A 15554-nucleotide genomic window follows, 5' to 3' on the forward strand; every position below is an offset into this window, starting at 1 on the left:
TGTCGCCTCCCTTACTCCGCAGCCTGCAACACGCGCGCCCGTTCCATCTCGCGGATGGCACGCCGATACTCGACCGGCATCACCTTCACGAATTTCGTGCGGTAATCCTGCCAGTTGTCGAGAATGGCGCGCCCGCGGGCGGAGCCGGTGTAGCGGACGTGGTTGGCGATGAGCTGCATCAACCGCTCTTCGTCGTGGCCGGACATGTTCGCCAGAATGTCGATGCGGCCCTTGGTTTCCAGATCGCCGCCATGGTGGTGCAGACGTTCCAGCAAATCCTCCTCTTCCTCCACCGGTTCGAGATCGACCATGGACAGGTTGCAGCGGCGGGAGAACGTGCCGGCCTCGTCCAGGACATAGGCAAGGCCGCCCGACATGCCGGCCGCGAAGTTGCGGCCGGTCTCGCCCAGCACGACGACAACGCCGCCCGTCATATACTCGCAGCCGTGATCGCCGGTGCCCTCGACGACGGCGACCGCCCCCGAGTTGCGCACCGCGAAGCGCTCGCCCGCGACGCCGCGCAGATAGCATTCCCCGGAGATCGCGCCATAGAGCACGGTGTTGCCGGCGATGATGGCGCGCTCCGGCTGCGCCTGCATGCCGGGCGCGGGGCGGACGATGATCTTGCCGCCCGACAGGCCCTTGCCGACGTAGTCGTTCGCCTCGCCTTCGAGGTCGAGCGTGACGCCCGCCGCGAGGAAGGCGCCGAAGCTCTGGCCGGCCGTGCCCGTGAGCTTCACGGTGACGGTGTCGTCCGGCAGGCCCTCCATGCCATAGCGCTTGGCGATGACACCCGAGAGCATGGCGCCCGTGGTGCGGTCCACGCTGCGGATGCCGCGCTCCAGCACGACGGGTGTGCGGGTTTCTATAGCCTCGCGCGCCTCCTCGATCAGGCCGAGGTCGAGCACGTTGTCGATGGGGTGGTGCTGGCGCTCCGTATGATGCAGCGGCCCCTCGGTTTCGGGCTTGTGCAGCAGGCGGGAGAAGTCTAGCCCGTTCGCCTTCCAGTGTGCCATGGCCTCGCGCTGGTCGATGAGGTCCGCACGGCCGATGAGTTCCTCAAACCGGGTGAAGCCCATTTCCGCCATCAGCCCGCGCACCTCCTCCGCGACGAAGAAGAAGTAGTTGACGACGTGCTCCGGCAGCCCCTTGAAGCGCTTGCGCAGCACCGGGTCCTGCGTCGCGACGCCGACGGGGCAGGTGTTGAGGTGGCACTTGCGCATCATGATGCAGCCGGCCGCGATCAGCGGCGCCGTGGAGAAGCCGAACTCGTCCGCGCCCAGCAGCGCGCCGACGATCACGTCCCGCCCGGTACGCAGGCCACCGTCGACCTGCAGCACCACGCGGCTGCGCAGGCCGTTCAGCACCAGCGTCTGTTGCGTTTCCGCAAGCCCTGGCTCCCACGGGGAGCCGGCGTGCTTCAGCGAGGTGAGGGGGCTTGCGCCCGTGCCGCCTTCATAGCCGGAAATCGTGATGTGATCCGCGCGCGCCTTGGCGACGCCCGCCGCGACGGTGCCCACGCCCGCTTCCGACACCAGCTTCACCGACACGTCGGCGGTCGGGTTGACGTTCTTCAGGTCGAAGATGAGCTGCGCCAGATCCTCGATGGAGTAGATGTCGTGGTGCGGCGGCGGGGAGATGAGGCCGACGCCCGGCGTGGAATGGCGCACGCGGGCGATGACCGCGTTGACCTTGTGGCCGGGCAGCTGGCCGCCCTCGCCGGGCTTCGCGCCCTGCGCCACCTTGATCTGCATCATGTCCGCATTGACGAGATATTCCGCCGTCACGCCGAAGCGGCCGGAGGCCACCTGCTTGATGGCGGAACGGCGCGAGCGTCCGTCCGGCATCGGCACGAAGCGCTCCGCCTCCTCACCGCCCTCGCCGGTGTTCGACTTGCCGCCGATGCTGTTGAGCGCGATGGCCAGCGTCTCGTGCGCCTCGCGCGAGATGGAGCCGAACGACATCGCGCCCGTCGAGAAGCGCTTCACGATCTCCGACGCCGGCTCGACCAGTTCGAGCAGCACGGGCTTGCGGCCCTGCTCCACCGCGCCCCTCAGGCGGAAGAGGCCGCGGATCGTGGTGAGGCGGTTGTCCTGCTCGTTGATGCGCGCGGCGAACGCCTGGTACCTGTCCTGCACGTTGAGGCGCACGGCGTGCTGCAGCTCGGCGACGGCGTCCGGCGTCCAGACATGGTCCTCACCGCGGATGCGATAGCCGTAGTCGCCGCCCACGTCGAGCGCGTGGCGAAGCACCGGCACGTTGGCGAAGGCGGCGCGGTGGCGGCGCACCGTCTCCTCCGCGATCTCCGCGAGGCCGATGCCCTCGATGCCGGTCGCCGTGCCGAAGAAGTAACGGTTGACGAAGGCGCTGCCAAGCCCGATAGCGTCGAAAATCTGCGCGCCGCAATAGGACTGATAGGTCGAGATGCCCATCTTCGACATCACCTTGAGCAGCCCCTTGTCCACCGCCTTGATGTAACGGTGCACGATCTCGTCCTCGGAAACCTCCTCGGGGAAGTCGAGCGCCTCGTGCATGGAGAGCAGCGAATCGAATGCGAGATAGGGGTTGATAGCCTCGGCGCCATAACCCGCGAGACAGGCGAAGTGGTGGATTTCGCGCGGCTCGCCCGATTCGACCACCAGCCCCACCGAGGTGCGCAGGCCCTTGCGGATCAGGTGATGATGCACGGCCGCCGTCGAGAGCAGCGCCGGGATGGCGATGCGGTCTGGCCCCACCTGCCGGTCGGAGAGGATGATGATGTTGTAGCCGCCGTGGACGGCCGCCTCGGCGCGCTCGCACAGCCGCTCCAGCGCGCCCTCCATGCCGGCCGCGCCCTGCAGCGCCGGGTAGGTCATGTCGAGCGTCTTGGTGTCGAAGCGGTCTTCGTAGTGGCCGATACAGCGGATCTTTTCGAGGTCCTCGTTGGTGAGGATCGGCTGGCGCACCTCAAGGCGCTTCTTTCGCGACGTTCCTTCAAGGTCCAGGATGTTCGGGCGCGGGCCGATGAAGGACACGAGGCTCATGACGAGTTCCTCGCGGATCGGGTCGATCGGCGGGTTCGTCACCTGCGCGAAGTTCTGCTTGAAATAGCTGTAGAGCGGCTTGGACTTCTGCGACAGCACGGAGATCGGCGCGTCGTTGCCCATGGAGCCCACGGCTTCCTGCCCGGTGACGGCCATGGGCGGCAGCACCAGCTTCAGGTCCTCCTGGGTGTAGCCGAACGCCTGCTGGCGGTCGAGCAGGCTCACGTCCGTGCGCGACTCCCGCGCCTGCACGGGCGGCAGCTCCTCCAGCACGAGCTGCGTGCGGTCCAGCCACTCGCGGTAGGGATGGGCGCTGGCGTAGAGGCGCTTCACCTCCTCGTCCGGCACGATGCGGCCCTGTTCGAGGTCGATGAGCAGCATCTTGCCCGGCTGCAGCCGCCACTTCTCGACGATCTTTTCCTGCGGGATGTCCAGCACGCCCATTTCGGACGCACCGACCACAAGACCGTCGTCCGTGACGACATAGCGGGTGGGGCGCAGGCCGTTGCGGTCCAGCGTCGCGCCGATCTGGCGTCCGTCCGTGAACACGAGCGCGGCCGGGCCATCCCACGGTTCCATGAGGGCGGCGTGGTACTCGTAGAAGGCGCGCCGTTCCTCGTCCATCAGCGGATTGCCGGCCCAGGCTTCCGGCACCAGCATCATCATGGCGTGGGCCAGCGGGTAGCCGCCGCGCACGAGGAATTCGAGCGCGTTGTCGAGGCAGGCGGTGTCGGACTGGCCCTCGTACGAGATGGGCCAAAGCTTGGCGATGTCGTTGGCGAAGAGTTCGGAATCAACCGATGCCTGCCGCGCCGCCATCCAGTTGACATTGCCGCGCAGCGTGTTGATCTCGCCGTTGTGCGCCATCATCCGGTAGGGATGCGCCAGCGACCAGGTGGGGAACGTGTTGGTGGCGAAGCGCTGGTGAACGAGCGAAATGGCGCTCTTGAAGCGCGGGTCGTTGAGATCGAGGTAATAGTCGCCGAGGCCCGTGGCCAGCAGCATGCCCTTGTAGACGAGCGTGCGCGAGGACAGGCTCACCGGATAATAGCCGTCCGTGCGCGGGTCCTTCATGTCGTAGACCGCGTTCGACACGACTTTGCGGGCGATGAACAGCCGGCGCTCGAACTCCTCATGCGTGGCGACGCCAGGGCCGTGCCCCACGATGATCTGGCGCTGTTGCGGCTCGGTCGGGCGCACGGATTCGCCGAGGCCCGAGGGATCGACCGGCACCACGCGCCAGCCGAGCAGCGTCAGGCCCTCATCGGCAATGACCTTCTCGACGATATCGGTGACGAGGCGGAAGCCTTCCCCGTCGCGGGGCATGAACAGATGACCCACCGCATAGTCGCCGGGCTCGGGCAGGGTAACGCCGAGCTTCTGTGCCTCCGCCTGGAAGAAGGCGTGCGGGATCTGCACCAGCATGCCGCAGCCGTCGCCGGCCTTCGGGTCCGCGCCCACGGCGCCGCGGTGATCGAGGTTCTTCAGGATGGTGAGGCCGTGCTGCACGATCTCGTGCGAGGGCTCGTTGCGCATGTTGGCCGCGAAGCCCACGCCGCAGGCATCGTGCTCGTTGCGCGGGTCGTAGAGCCCTTGCGGTTGCGGCAGGCCATGGCTGCGGCGAATGAACGGCGTTTTTTCAATGGAAGCCGTTTTATCGATGGACGTTGCGGCGGCGATATCGCGGGCGCGGGTCTCGACCGGCTGCGACGGCTGCAATCCATGATGATGCTTCTCATTGAAATCGTTCATTTTTTCTTCCTGTGCGCGGCCGGGAAGGCCTCCTTGGGATCGGGGTCGGGAAAGCGTGCGGCATGCCTGGAAGGCACGCCGCATTCAGCGTCGGCCGGTCCATCATCGGGAAGGGCCGATGCCTGAACCGGTCAGATTATCCGTTGGCAGGTTCCGGTTATCTGGAGCGGGCACGCCTGCTCCGTGCCCGCTCCCGTTGCGTCATGCGCGCGTCGGGCGGGGCACGGCCTAAGGTCGCGCTTACCCGCCCGCTCGCGTATCCGTTTTACGGACGGCGGGTTCAGTCTCGAAAGGGGCTACAGCGAACGGGACTGCAATAATGCGTGCCATGATAGCCAACGAGCCTCAGAACGGCCGGCGACCAACCCGCCGCCATGCCGCTATTCAAAAAACCTTTCCGGCGGGGGCGGGTTCCCCCTGACCGCCGAAAAAGGCAAAAATTCAGAATGGGACAGTCAAGCTGTCCTAATCTCAGGCGGACAATGCCAGATTTCTCGAACCGTTACAAGCGGCGATCATGGTATTTTTTGCACGAAAATGCGAGATAAACCGGTATTGCTGAAATTTGTGGTCTGCAGGAAGCCTATCAGGGAAATTTAATTGCGCGAATCATGCATTCGCGGGCCGGCAGTCAAAAAAGGGGCGCCCGAAGGCGCCCCCCTGTCTGTCTCATGTAGACCTGATGTCAGGCGGCCTGCCGCGCGGCGCCGTGGCCTGCCCCTTGGCCGTTCGTCCCGGCATTGCCGGCCGGCGCCGGCGTGTTGTCGACGATGGCCTCGCCGGCCTTGCTGCCCCGGATCGGGATGAGGCGCGGCTTGTTGGCTTCCGGAATCTCGCGCACGAGATCGATGTGAAGCAGGCCGTTCTCCAGCAGCGCGCCTGTCACGTGGACATGGTCGGCGAGCTGGAAGCGGCGCTCGAAGGCGCGCGACGCGATGCCCTGGTAGAGCACGTCGACGGGCTTCTCTTCTGCCTGCGCCTTCTTTTCGCCGCGCACGGTCAGCGTGTTGTCCCGGGCCTCGATGGCGAGCGTGTCCTCGGTGAAGCCCGCGACGGCGATCGAGATACGGTAACTCGTCTCGCCGGTGCGTTCGATGTTATAGGGGGGGTAGCTCGGCCCCGCTTCGCCACCCGCGGCCTGATCGAGCAGCGAGAACAGCCGGTCGAAACCGACGGTGGAGCGATAAAGCGGAGCAAGATCGAAATGACGCATGACACATCCTCCTGTTGAAGCGATATGATATGACATCGACATCGGACCCGCCGATGGCCGGGCCGTATGATCGTCGGATGCCGCAAGGCAGCCGCGCTGGCCTGCCCGGTTATTGAGGTAGGCAGGCAAAGATCGTTTTCAAGAGGATGGCCGCAGGGTCGATACATGAAAAGCGCACTGCCGGAACTCGTCGCGATTCCCGACAACCCGATCCCGCCCTCCGTCTCTGTGCGGGAAGTGACGGCGGTGGACGGCGTCCGCCTGCGCATCGCGCACTGGCAGCCCGCCGGGGATGCAACGCCCGGCCGCGGCGTCGTGATCATCCTGCAGGGGCGGGGTGAGTTCATCGAGAAGTATTTCGAAGTCGTCGCCGAGCTGCGCCAGCGCGGCTTCCATGTCGTGGCCTTCGACTGGCGAGGGCAGGGCGGTTCGCAGCGCCTGCTGCGCCGACGCGGCCGCACACCCGTGCAACCGGGCCACGTGCGCGACTTCGCCGACTACCAGCATGATCTCGACGCAGTGCTGGCCGATGTCGCAGCCTTGCTCCCTGATCTGCCGCGCTTCGCGCTTTGCCATTCCATGGGCGGGGCCATCGCGCTGCTACGCGCCGCGACGGAGGGGCATGGCGGCGACTTCGCGCGCATCGTCGCCATCGCGCCGATGATCGCGCTGTCGCCCGCGATCGCCCCTTCCTTTGCCCCCGCCGTCGTCGCTGTCGGGCGCAATCTCGGGCTGTCTCGGCTCATCATTCCCGGCGGCAGGCGTGCGGCGACGGTCATGCGTCCCTTCGTCGGCAACCGGTTGACGAGCGACCGCGTCCGTTTCGACCGCATCCGGGCCGTGATAGCGCAGGCGCCGTGGCTGGCCGTTGGCGATCCGACGGTGGGGTGGCTCGCGGCCGCCTTCCGCGCCATGGCGCAACTATCCGTGCCGCGTTTTGCGCTCTCGGTTGCAACGCCCGCGCTTGTCGTCGCTGCCGGCGCCGACCGCATCGTCTCCACGCCGGCGACGGAGCGATTCGGATCGCGGTTGAAGGCGGGCAACGCCGTCGTCCTGCCCTACGCGAAACACGAGATCCTGATGGAGAACGACGACATCCGCGCCGTCTTCTGGGCGGCGTTCGACGCCTTCGTGCCGGGGCAGGGGCTGGTGGATGGCGGCGACGAGATCAGGCCGGGCGACGGCAACCATTTTCTGAACAAGTCCGACGCCTGAACGGGCGAGGAAGCGGGGCAGCCCGGGTTTCCCTCCGCCGCCCAATCAGCCGTTGAGCAGGGCGAGTGCCACCTCGTGAACGCGGGGATCGCCGGCCGCCACCGCCGTGCCGCCCGCTGTCACCGGCCCTCCGGTCCAGCTCGTGACAACGCCGCCCGCTGCCTCGATGACCGGCACCAGCGCCACGATGTCGCAAGGCTTCAGCCCCGCTTCCACGACGAGATCGACGTGACCGGCAGCTACCATGGCGTAGGCGTAGCAGTCATAGCCGTAGCGGGCGAGGCGGCATTGGCCTTCCACCCGGTTGTAGGCTTCAAGATTGGTCCCCGTGAACATGCGCGGCGAGGTGGTGGAGATGGTCGCCGAGGAGAGATCGGCGCACTCGCGCGTGCGCAGCGTGCCGCTCGCCGTCCCGCGCCGGTAGAGTGTGAGCGGCGCTGCCGCCGGAAACGCGGCGCCGGAGAACGTTTCGTCCGTAAAGGGTTGATGCATCAGCCCGAAGACGGGCGCGCCCCGGTATTTCAGCCCGATCAGCGTGCCCCACAGCGGCAGGCCGGAGATGAAGGCGCGCGTGCCGTCGATCGGGTCGAGCACCCAGACATAGTCGGCGTCGAGGCGCTCGCCGCCGTGCTCTTCCCCCTCGATGCCGTGATCGGGGTAGGTCTGGCGGATGAGCGTGCGCATCACGGACTCGGCCTCGCGGTCCGCATCCGTCACCGGGTCGAAATCGCCGTCCTCCGCCTTGTTATCCGCCGTCAGGGCGGTGCGGAACAGCGGCAGGGTGACGCCGGCAGACGCGGTGGCCAGCCTGTCGGCAAAGGCCATGATGTCGGAAATATGCGGATCGGACGACAAGACAAGCTCCCTGGAATGGTCCGTCCGCTGCTCTAGAGCGCTTTCCCACCAAATGGAAGCATTTGAATGAGGAAGTCGTTCCGGAGAAGGCAACACAAGGCCCCCGCCACCCGGGACGGGACGGCGGGGGCCTTGTGCACAGATTCGGACGCGCAACAACGCCTTGATAACCAACAGGTTGCGCCGAGAAAAGCCTCATCGTTCCGGCAAGCGGCAAAAAGTCCGCTCGCCGGTCTTGTGTTTTGTGCAGCGCGGTGGCATATTGTTGCAGTGCGATATGGCGATGGCGTCGCCTTATCGCTGCCCTCCTTGGGCGTTTCCTCCCTAGACTTGGACCGCGCATGCAAATGTGCGGTCCTTTTTTATGGGCGGACGGGTTCCTGTCATTGCGTTAACGCAATGACAGGGGTCGTTTCGTTAAATTTTCAGTCGAGCGACTTCAGGATGCTTTCGACCGTCTTCTTCGCATCGCCGAACAGCATCATCGTGTTGTCGCGGAAGAAGAGTTCGTTCTCGACGCCGGCGTAGCCGGACCCCATGCCGCGCTTGCAGAACAGGACCGTCTTCGCCTTTTCCACGTCGAGGATGGGCATGCCGAAGATGGGAGAGGACGGATCGTTCTTCGCCGCCGGGTTGGTGACGTCGTTGGCGCCGATCACGAAGGCGACATCGGCCTGTGCGAATTCCGAGTTGATGTCCTCAAGTTCGAACACCTCGTCGTAGGGCACGTTCGCTTCCGCCAGCAGCACGTTCATGTGGCCGGGCATGCGGCCGGCGACGGGGTGGATGGCGTACTTCACGTCGACGCCTTCCGCCTTCAGCTTGTCGGCCATCTCGCGCAGCGCGTGCTGGGCCTGCGCCACCGCCATGCCGTAGCCCGGCACGATGATGACCTTGCCCGCGTTCTTCATCAGGAAGGCCGCGTCTTCCGCCGAGCCCTGCTTGACCGGGCGATTCTCCACCGCCCCGCCGGCGCTCGCCGCGGCCGCCTCGCCGCCGAAGCCGCCGAGGATCACCGAGATGAACGAGCGGTTCATGCCCTTGCACATGATGTAGGACAGGATCGCACCCGACGAGCCGACGAGGGCGCCCGTGATGATCAGCGCGAGGTTGCCGAGCGTGAAGCCGATGCCGGCGGCCGCCCAGCCCGAGTAGGAGTTGAGCATCGACACCACGACCGGCATGTCCGCGCCGCCGATGGGCACGATCAGCAGGAAGCCGAGCGCGAAGCTCACCAGCGCGATCAGCCAGAACACCACGTGGCTTTCCGTCGTCACGAAGACGACGAACAGCACCAGCAGCAGCACGGCGAGCGCGATGTTGATGGCGTGGCGGCTCGGCAGCAGGATCGGCTTGCCGGACATGCGCCCGTCGAGTTTCAGGAACGCGATGACCGAGCCGGAGAAGGTGATCGCGCCGATGGCAAGGCCGAGGCCCATTTCCACCAGGCTTGCGCCGTGAATTTCGCCGGGGGCGCCGATGCCGAAGGCGCGCGGCGCATAGAGCGCGCCGGCCGCCACCAGCACGGCGGCGAGGCCGACGAGCGAGTGGAAGGCGGCGACGAGCTGGGGCATGGCCGTCATCGGCACGCGCCGCGCGATGACCGCGCCCGCGCCGCCGCCGATGGCGATGCCGAGCACGATCAGCAGCCAGGCGAAGCCGTCGGCCGGCGGATGGCCGACCAGCGTCGTCGCGATGGCGAGCGCCATGCCGATCATGCCGTAGAGGTTGCCCTGCCGCGATGTCGCCGGGGAGGAGAGGCCGCGCAGCGCCAGGATGAACAGGACGCCCGCGACGAGATAGAGAAGGGCCGCAAGGTTTTCGGACATGACGATCAGCCCTTCTTCTTGTACATGGCGAGCATGCGCTGCGTCACGAGGAAGCCGCCGAAGATGTTCACCGAGGCGAGAATCAACGCGATGAAACCGAAGAGGCGCGCCCAGCCCGAGCCGCCCTCAAGTGCGGGCGCGGCCTCGACGCCCACCGCCAGCAGGGCGCCGACGACGATCACCGACGAGATGGCGTTGGTTACCGACATCAGCGGCGTGTGCAGCGCCGGCGTCACCGACCAGACGACGTAGTAGCCGACGAACACCGCCAGCACGAAAATGGCGAGGCGGAACACCGTGGGGTCCACCGCGCCGCCCGTTGCACCGTGGGCGATGGCGCCGATGGCGGCGGCGGCCTGATCTGCGTAGACCTGTGCCGCGTCGGCTGCGGCACGCGCCGCGTCCGCCGCCGAGCGGGCCTGTTCAAGCGTATGTTCCGGCGAAAGGTTTGCCACGGGGGTTGCCATGACGCGCATCCTCTCAGATCAGGAGAAATTAAGCCTTCGGCTGGAAGGCGGGATGAATGACGGCCCCGTCGCGGGTCAGCGCGGTGGCTTTGACGATCTCGTCGTCCCAGTTGATGGCGATCGCCTTCGACTGTTTGTCGATGAGCTGCTCGGCGAAGGCGAGCAGGTTTTTCGAGTAGAGCGTGGAAGCGGTCGCCGCGAGGCGGCCCGGCACGTTGAGGTGGCCGACGATCTTCACGCCGTCTACGGCCGCAACCTCGCCGGGCTTCGCGCCCTCGACATTGCCGCCGCGCTCCACCGCCAGATCGACGATCACGGAGCCGGGGCGCATCGAGCGCACCATCGCGTCCGACACCAGGCGCGGCGCGGCGCGGCCGGGAATCAGCGCCGTCGTGATCACGATATCCTGCTTGGCGATGTGGGAGGCGATGAGTTCCGACTGCTTGCGCTTGTACTCGTCCGACATCTCGCGCGCGTAGCCGCCCGCGGTCTCCGCCTGCTTGAATTCCTCGTCCTCGACGGCAATGAACTTGGCGCCGAGCGATTCCACCTGCTCCTTGGCAGCGGGGCGCACGTCCGTGGCGGTGACGATGGCGCCGAGGCGCCGGGCCGTGGCGATGGCCTGGAGGCCGGCGACACCCGCGCCCATCACGAACACGCGCGCGGCCGGCACGGTGCCGGCGGCCGTCATCATCATCGGCAGCGCCCGGCCATATTCCGCCGCGGCGTCGATCACCGCGCGATAGCCGGCAAGGTTCGCCTGCGACGACAGCACATCCATGACCTGCGCGCGGGTAATGCGCGGCGTCAGTTCCGTGGCGAAGGCGATGATGCCGGCTTCCGCCAGCGCCCTGATCGCATCCTCATGACCATAGGGGTCGAGCTGCGCGATCAGGATGGCGCCGTTCTTCAGCAGCCCGATTTCCGCCTCTGCCGGACGGCGCACCTTGAGGACGACATCCGCCCCCGCCAGCGCCGCGGCGGCATCGCCAGCGACGGTCGCGCCGGCAGCCTCGTAATCGGCATCCGGAATACCCGAGGCAAGCCCCGCACCAGCCTGAACCCGTACGGTCGCGCCGAGCGCAACGAATTTCTTGACGGTTTCGGGCGTCGCGGCGACACGGCTTTCGTCAGCCAGGGTTTCTGTGGGAACGGCGACCAGCATGGCATTCACTCCGAAGCGGCACAGGGCGGCATGTATCTGGTTGGTCTGATTTTCTGATTGCTACAATGCGTGAATGGGCGGAATGTCAGGCGTGTGACGGGCCGGCGCGGCTGGTGTTTCAGGCGGCAGGGCTCCGCGCAGCCCTGCAAGCGATCGCGCGCAGCGGCCGCTCCCGCGGGACGTTGCCCGCACACGCATCTGGCTGTGAAGCTTCCGGAAAGCGCCGACGGCGCGCATGACGGGCCGCTCCGGGCGAGGGAAAAGGCAATCTGCCGCTATGGTCGAATGACGGATGACAGCGCGGGCGCGGCGCCTGCCTTGCCGGGACCCGGCGGTGGAGGCCGGTCCATTCGCACCCAAACCGCCCGGCGATCACAGCAGGAAGATCGCCATCAGGACCAGCACGGCGATGATGGCGCCGCCGCCGATCTTCGCTAGGCGCATGAAGCCCGCATAGGTGCGTTCGTGCTCCCGATAGTCCATCTCGACAATATCATTCGCCACGGCGCCACTCCTCCCCATCCGATCCTCAGCTTGAGGTCGTACCTCAAGGCGCGCGCTCTTGCAATGGTGTCAAACCAGTTTGGTTTATTTTGGGCGGATCAAGGGCTACGCGATGTTACGCACAGGAGTTTTTTCGACTGATACTATTCCTTGCTGGCAAATGGTTCGATGCGTTTTGCCGCACCCGCTTGAAAATCCCCTCTTGCGTTCGGTGAAGTTTCGTGCGCAACTATGGCCATCCAAGAATGGTCGCCTGTAAGGGTCCGGTCCTGGATAGACGGACAATACAAAAACCGCGCATCGTTCCGTGAAGCGGTCCAGGTCTAGGGAAGAAACGCCCGTCAAAGGGTAGGCGGCAAAAAGCGTCACCGCGACGCTCGTCTGAATAGCACCCGCCACGAGGTGCAAGGAACCCGTCCTGTACGACAGGACGGGTTTTTTCATGGCCTTGGCCTGTCTATTGCGCGGATACGGTCGCGGTCTGCACGGTTGTGCCCGTTCCGTCGGGCGTGGGGGATGCTTCAAAGCTGGCGTTGAGCGGGCGCTCCGGAGGCGGCCAGGAAAAATCGTCGGCCCGCCCGGCTACGGGTTCCGGCGCGCGGCCCTCGCCGTAGACGCGGTGCACGAGCACAGCGGCGTCGCCTTTCAGGACGGGGCGTTGGGTCAGCAACTGCCCGTCCGGCGCGGACTGCAGGCTGGCGAGCGGCAGGATCGGCCCGGCGGCCGGCTTGACGGGAATGACGACCGGCACCGGCATGTCGGGCAGCGAGAGCAATGCCCCTTCCTGATCCGCCTCGGCCTGCGGGCTCGTCTCGGCCGGGGTGGCGGCGATGACCGTCGACAGCCCGCGCGCCTGCAGGAGCCGGCGGATCTCCAGCTCGACAAAATGCGCCGCCTTGCGCCCGCCGGCCTTCGTGAGGCCGACGCCGTCGCCGTTGCGCAATTGTGCCGTCTGCCCGCGGACATCAGGCCCGTTGGCGGTGAACTCCTTCTCATCGTTGGAAAATCCGGCCCAGATATCCACGAATACGCCGCCCGCCTTCAGCACCTCCTCCCGGTAGAGCGCGTTGAGGGCGCTGGCGGCGTCGGAGTGCGCCTCGTTCTTCATCGGCGGCAGGCCGACCCAGATCAGCGGAAGGTCGCGGTCGGCGAAGGTGCGAATCAGCGAATCGATGCGCCCGGACATCAGCTCCTTCCAGCGCGCCGACTCGAAGGGCACCTCGACCTCGCCGTCCATCAGGCTGCGCGGCGGCTCGGCCCCGAGGAGCACAACGCCGACCGTTATGGGCTGCGGCGCCGGCATGCCCTCGCGGCTGTAATCGCGCATCAGGAAGGCCCAGTCGGGCAGGGTGGCGCGCGTCAGGCTCGTCTCCGCGCCGGCGCGGCTGACAACGGCGATCTCGCGCGTGGTGGCGAACGCCTCCTGCAAGCCGCCGGCCAGCGCCTCACCGAGAGAATCGCCGATCACGGCGATGAACGTGTTCGCTTCCCGCTTCTGCTGCGCATCACGCACGATCACGGTCGCGGGGCGGGGTTTGCGCGGCACCTTCCGCGCCTGCGCGGGCGCTGGCGGGCGGGTGGGCTTCTGCCTCACGCTACGGGCGGCAGGCGGCTGCGCAGGCTGCTGTTCCTTCTTGAAAATGCTGTCGAGGAAGCGCGTCAGCGGGTCGGACGCAGCATGGAGCGGCGCCTGCGCCGCGCCCAGAACAAGGCCGACGCCTGTGATCGCCGCGATAATGCGCAGCAATCCGCTCCCGGTTGATCCGTTTCGACGCGACGGCATGATGCTTCACACGGAATGACAGGTCGCCGCTTGTCTTCGCGACAAGCGGCATGGGTTCATACCTTTGCATCATAGGGCAGAAACGGCGACGAGTCTCGCGTCGCCCGCGCGTTCGCGGGTCAGGGTAAACGCGGGGAAGGTCGCCGCCTTCCCGCTGCTTACAGCTCCCGCCGGAGGTGCGTCAGCAGCGTCTGGCTGGGATGGCCGTCCGGGATCAGGCCCTTGCGCTCCTGATAGGCGGTGATGGCGGCGCGCGTCTGGCTGCCGATGCGCCCGTCCGGTTCGCCGACCGAGAAGCCGAGGTTGGCGAGATAGCGTTGCAGATCCTCACGCTCGTCGCGGCTGAGGGGCTTTTCGTCGAGCGGCCAGGCGGCCTGCACGCCAGCGCCCCCGTGGATCATGTCGCCGAGCAGCGCCACGCCGAGCGCATAGGCGTCGGAGTTGTTGTAGCGCTTGATGACGTCGAAGTTCTTCGTGACGAGGAAGGCGGGACCGCGCGCGCCGGCGGGCAGGAAGATGCGCGCCTCGCCTGCGGCGGGCATCGTCCGCCCATCCATGCGCCGCACGCCGGTGGCGGCGAAGGAGGCGAACGTACCGTTGCGGTGGCGATAGTCGTAGCCTGTCGGCAGCTTCACCTCGAAGCCCCATGGCAGCCCCGCGACCCAGCCGTGCTCCTTCAGGTAATTGCCGGTGGAGGCGAGCGCGTCGGGTACGGAACTCCAGATGTCGCGCCGCCCGTCGCCGGTGAAATCCACGGCGTAGCGCGTGAAGCTCGTCGGCATGAACTGGGTCTGGCCCATGGCGCCGGCCCATGAGCCGATCATCTTGTCGCGGGTGGTATGGCCCTCTTCCAAGATAGTGAGAGCGGTGACGAGTTCGTTGCGGAAGAAGGGGCCGCGATACTGCGCGTGCGCCAGTGTCGCCAGCGCCTCGACCACATAATAATTGCCCATCGTGGAGCCGAAGTTCGTCTCCATGCCCCACACGCCGGCGATCACCTTGCGGTCGACGCCGAATCGGCTCTCGACCGTGGCGAAGGTGTCGCGCCATTTTGTCGTTTGCTCGCGGCCGCGTTCGAGCCGTTGGGCGGAGGTGGCGGAGGCGAGGTATTCCCAGACCGGCTTGACGAATTCCGACTGCTTCTTCGTCAGTGCGATGATCTTGGGATCGGGTGCGACGCCGGCAAGCGCGGCATCGAAAGTGCGCCGAGAGACACCGCGCGCAGCGGCTTCCGGCCACAAATCCCTGATGAAGGCGGAAAAGTTCGTCATATCGGGCTCGGACGACGCTTGCGCATAGGCCATGGCCGGGCTGGCGGGCCGGGGTGAAGAGGCAGGAATAGACGCGGTGGTGCCGTTGTCCACGGTGCCCGGCCAGTAATTGAAGGACGAGCAGGATGCGAGCAACGCGCTCGCCGCCAGAACGGCAAGCGCGGACCTTGCGGAAGCCGCACCGGCGTGAAGCCCGGAATGCCGCTTGCCGGAATACCACCTGCCGGGATGCTGTCTGCTCGCTGCCATCGGTCGCCCTTCTTGCGGTCGCGCCATCTGCTTCGTCTGGTTTCCGGAAACGGAAAGCCGGTGCGACTGTTCACCAAGCTGGTAAAAACCCCAACAACGATGCGCCCATATGGTTTAGAAACCGTTGAGACGACGTGACGGCATGTAGCGAGAAGGACGCTAATTCAGCGCTTTGCCCTATTCCTGTCGCGATGATACATCACGTCATAATAAGCGGCGGCTGGCACG

10 protein-coding genes are annotated in these 15554 nt (G+C 66.4%); 1 reads left to right on the forward strand and 9 read right to left on the reverse strand.

The features are described 5' to 3' along the window. Positions 1-11 precede the first annotated feature (11 nt). Positions 12-4775 carry a glutamate synthase large subunit gene (gene gltB / locus FHS82_RS16305; protein WP_166954739.1) on the reverse strand — a complete coding sequence of 1588 codons (4764 nt, stop codon included), beginning with the start codon at positions 4773-4775 and terminating at the stop codon, positions 12-14. A 685-nt stretch (positions 4776-5460) separates the two neighbouring features. Beyond that, positions 5461-5988: an Hsp20 family protein gene (locus FHS82_RS16310; RefSeq protein ID WP_166954741.1), complete on the reverse strand. Its 528-nt coding sequence runs from the start codon at positions 5986-5988 to the stop codon at positions 5461-5463. Between the two features lie 165 nt (positions 5989-6153). Between FHS82_RS16310 and FHS82_RS16315 the strand changes: the two genes are divergently transcribed. Beyond that, positions 6154-7203 carry an alpha/beta fold hydrolase gene (locus tag FHS82_RS16315; RefSeq protein ID WP_166954743.1) on the forward strand — a complete coding sequence of 350 codons (1050 nt, stop codon included), beginning with the start codon at positions 6154-6156 and terminating at the stop codon, positions 7201-7203. Between the two features lie 45 nt (positions 7204-7248). Here FHS82_RS16315 and hisN read toward each other — a convergent pair whose 3' ends face one another. From hisN to FHS82_RS16350, 7 genes are all read right to left on the reverse strand, one after another. Continuing rightward, positions 7249-8028 carry a histidinol-phosphatase gene (gene hisN / locus FHS82_RS16320; protein WP_166954857.1) on the reverse strand — a complete coding sequence of 260 codons (780 nt, stop codon included), beginning with the start codon at positions 8026-8028 and terminating at the stop codon, positions 7249-7251. 455 nt (positions 8029-8483) lie between these two features. Next, entirely contained in the window at positions 8484-9887 is a 1404-nt protein-coding gene (locus FHS82_RS16325; RefSeq protein ID WP_166954745.1) for an NAD(P)(+) transhydrogenase (Re/Si-specific) subunit beta, read from the reverse strand. A 5-nt stretch (positions 9888-9892) separates the two neighbouring features. Then, entirely contained in the window at positions 9893-10354 is a 462-nt protein-coding gene (locus FHS82_RS16330; protein ID WP_166954747.1) for a proton-translocating transhydrogenase family protein, read from the reverse strand. 28 nt (positions 10355-10382) lie between these two features. Next, the gene (locus tag FHS82_RS16335) at positions 10383-11519 is read right to left on the reverse strand and encodes a Re/Si-specific NAD(P)(+) transhydrogenase subunit alpha (protein ID WP_166954749.1); all 1137 of its coding nucleotides are present in this window, start codon (positions 11517-11519) and stop codon (positions 10383-10385) included. Positions 11520-11891: 372 nt separating this feature from the next. After that, on the reverse strand, positions 11892-12023 hold the full coding sequence (locus FHS82_RS16340; protein WP_343042599.1) for an aa3-type cytochrome c oxidase subunit IV: 132 nt from the start codon (positions 12021-12023) through the stop codon (positions 11892-11894). Between the two features lie 457 nt (positions 12024-12480). Further along, positions 12481-13770: an SGNH/GDSL hydrolase family protein gene (locus tag FHS82_RS16345; RefSeq protein WP_166954753.1), complete on the reverse strand. Its 1290-nt coding sequence runs from the start codon at positions 13768-13770 to the stop codon at positions 12481-12483. A gap of 194 nt (positions 13771-13964) precedes the next feature. Further along, positions 13965-15326, reverse strand: coding sequence for a lytic murein transglycosylase (locus FHS82_RS16350; protein WP_166954755.1), 1362 nt, complete (start codon positions 15324-15326; stop codon positions 13965-13967). Between the last annotated feature and the right edge of the window lie 228 nt (positions 15327-15554).

The sequence above is a fragment of the Pseudochelatococcus lubricantis genome (assembly GCF_011762225.1).
Lineage (GTDB): Bacteria > Pseudomonadota > Alphaproteobacteria > Rhizobiales > Beijerinckiaceae > Pseudochelatococcus > Pseudochelatococcus lubricantis.

What these genes read in the sequence shown, in the direction of transcription:
- gltB (WP_166954739.1), bottom strand. Translation starts at nt 4,775, where the DNA reads ATGAACGATTTCAATGAGAAGCATCATCATGGATTGCAGCCGTCGCAG.
- FHS82_RS16310 (WP_166954741.1), bottom strand. Translation starts at nt 5,988, where the DNA reads ATGCGTCATTTCGATCTTGCTCCGCTTTATCGCTCCACCGTCGGTTTC.
- FHS82_RS16315 (WP_166954743.1), top strand. Translation starts at nt 6,154, where the DNA reads ATGAAAAGCGCACTGCCGGAACTCGTCGCGATTCCCGACAACCCGATC.
- hisN (WP_166954857.1), bottom strand. Translation starts at nt 8,028, where the DNA reads ATGGCCTTTGCCGACAGGCTGGCCACCGCGTCTGCCGGCGTCACCCTG.
- FHS82_RS16325 (WP_166954745.1), bottom strand. Translation starts at nt 9,887, where the DNA reads ATGTCCGAAAACCTTGCGGCCCTTCTCTATCTCGTCGCGGGCGTCCTG.
- FHS82_RS16330 (WP_166954747.1), bottom strand. Translation starts at nt 10,354, where the DNA reads ATGGCAACCCCCGTGGCAAACCTTTCGCCGGAACATACGCTTGAACAG.
- FHS82_RS16335 (WP_166954749.1), bottom strand. Translation starts at nt 11,519, where the DNA reads ATGCTGGTCGCCGTTCCCACAGAAACCCTGGCTGACGAAAGCCGTGTC.
- FHS82_RS16350 (WP_166954755.1), bottom strand. Translation starts at nt 15,326, where the DNA reads ATGGCAGCGAGCAGACAGCATCCCGGCAGGTGGTATTCCGGCAAGCGG.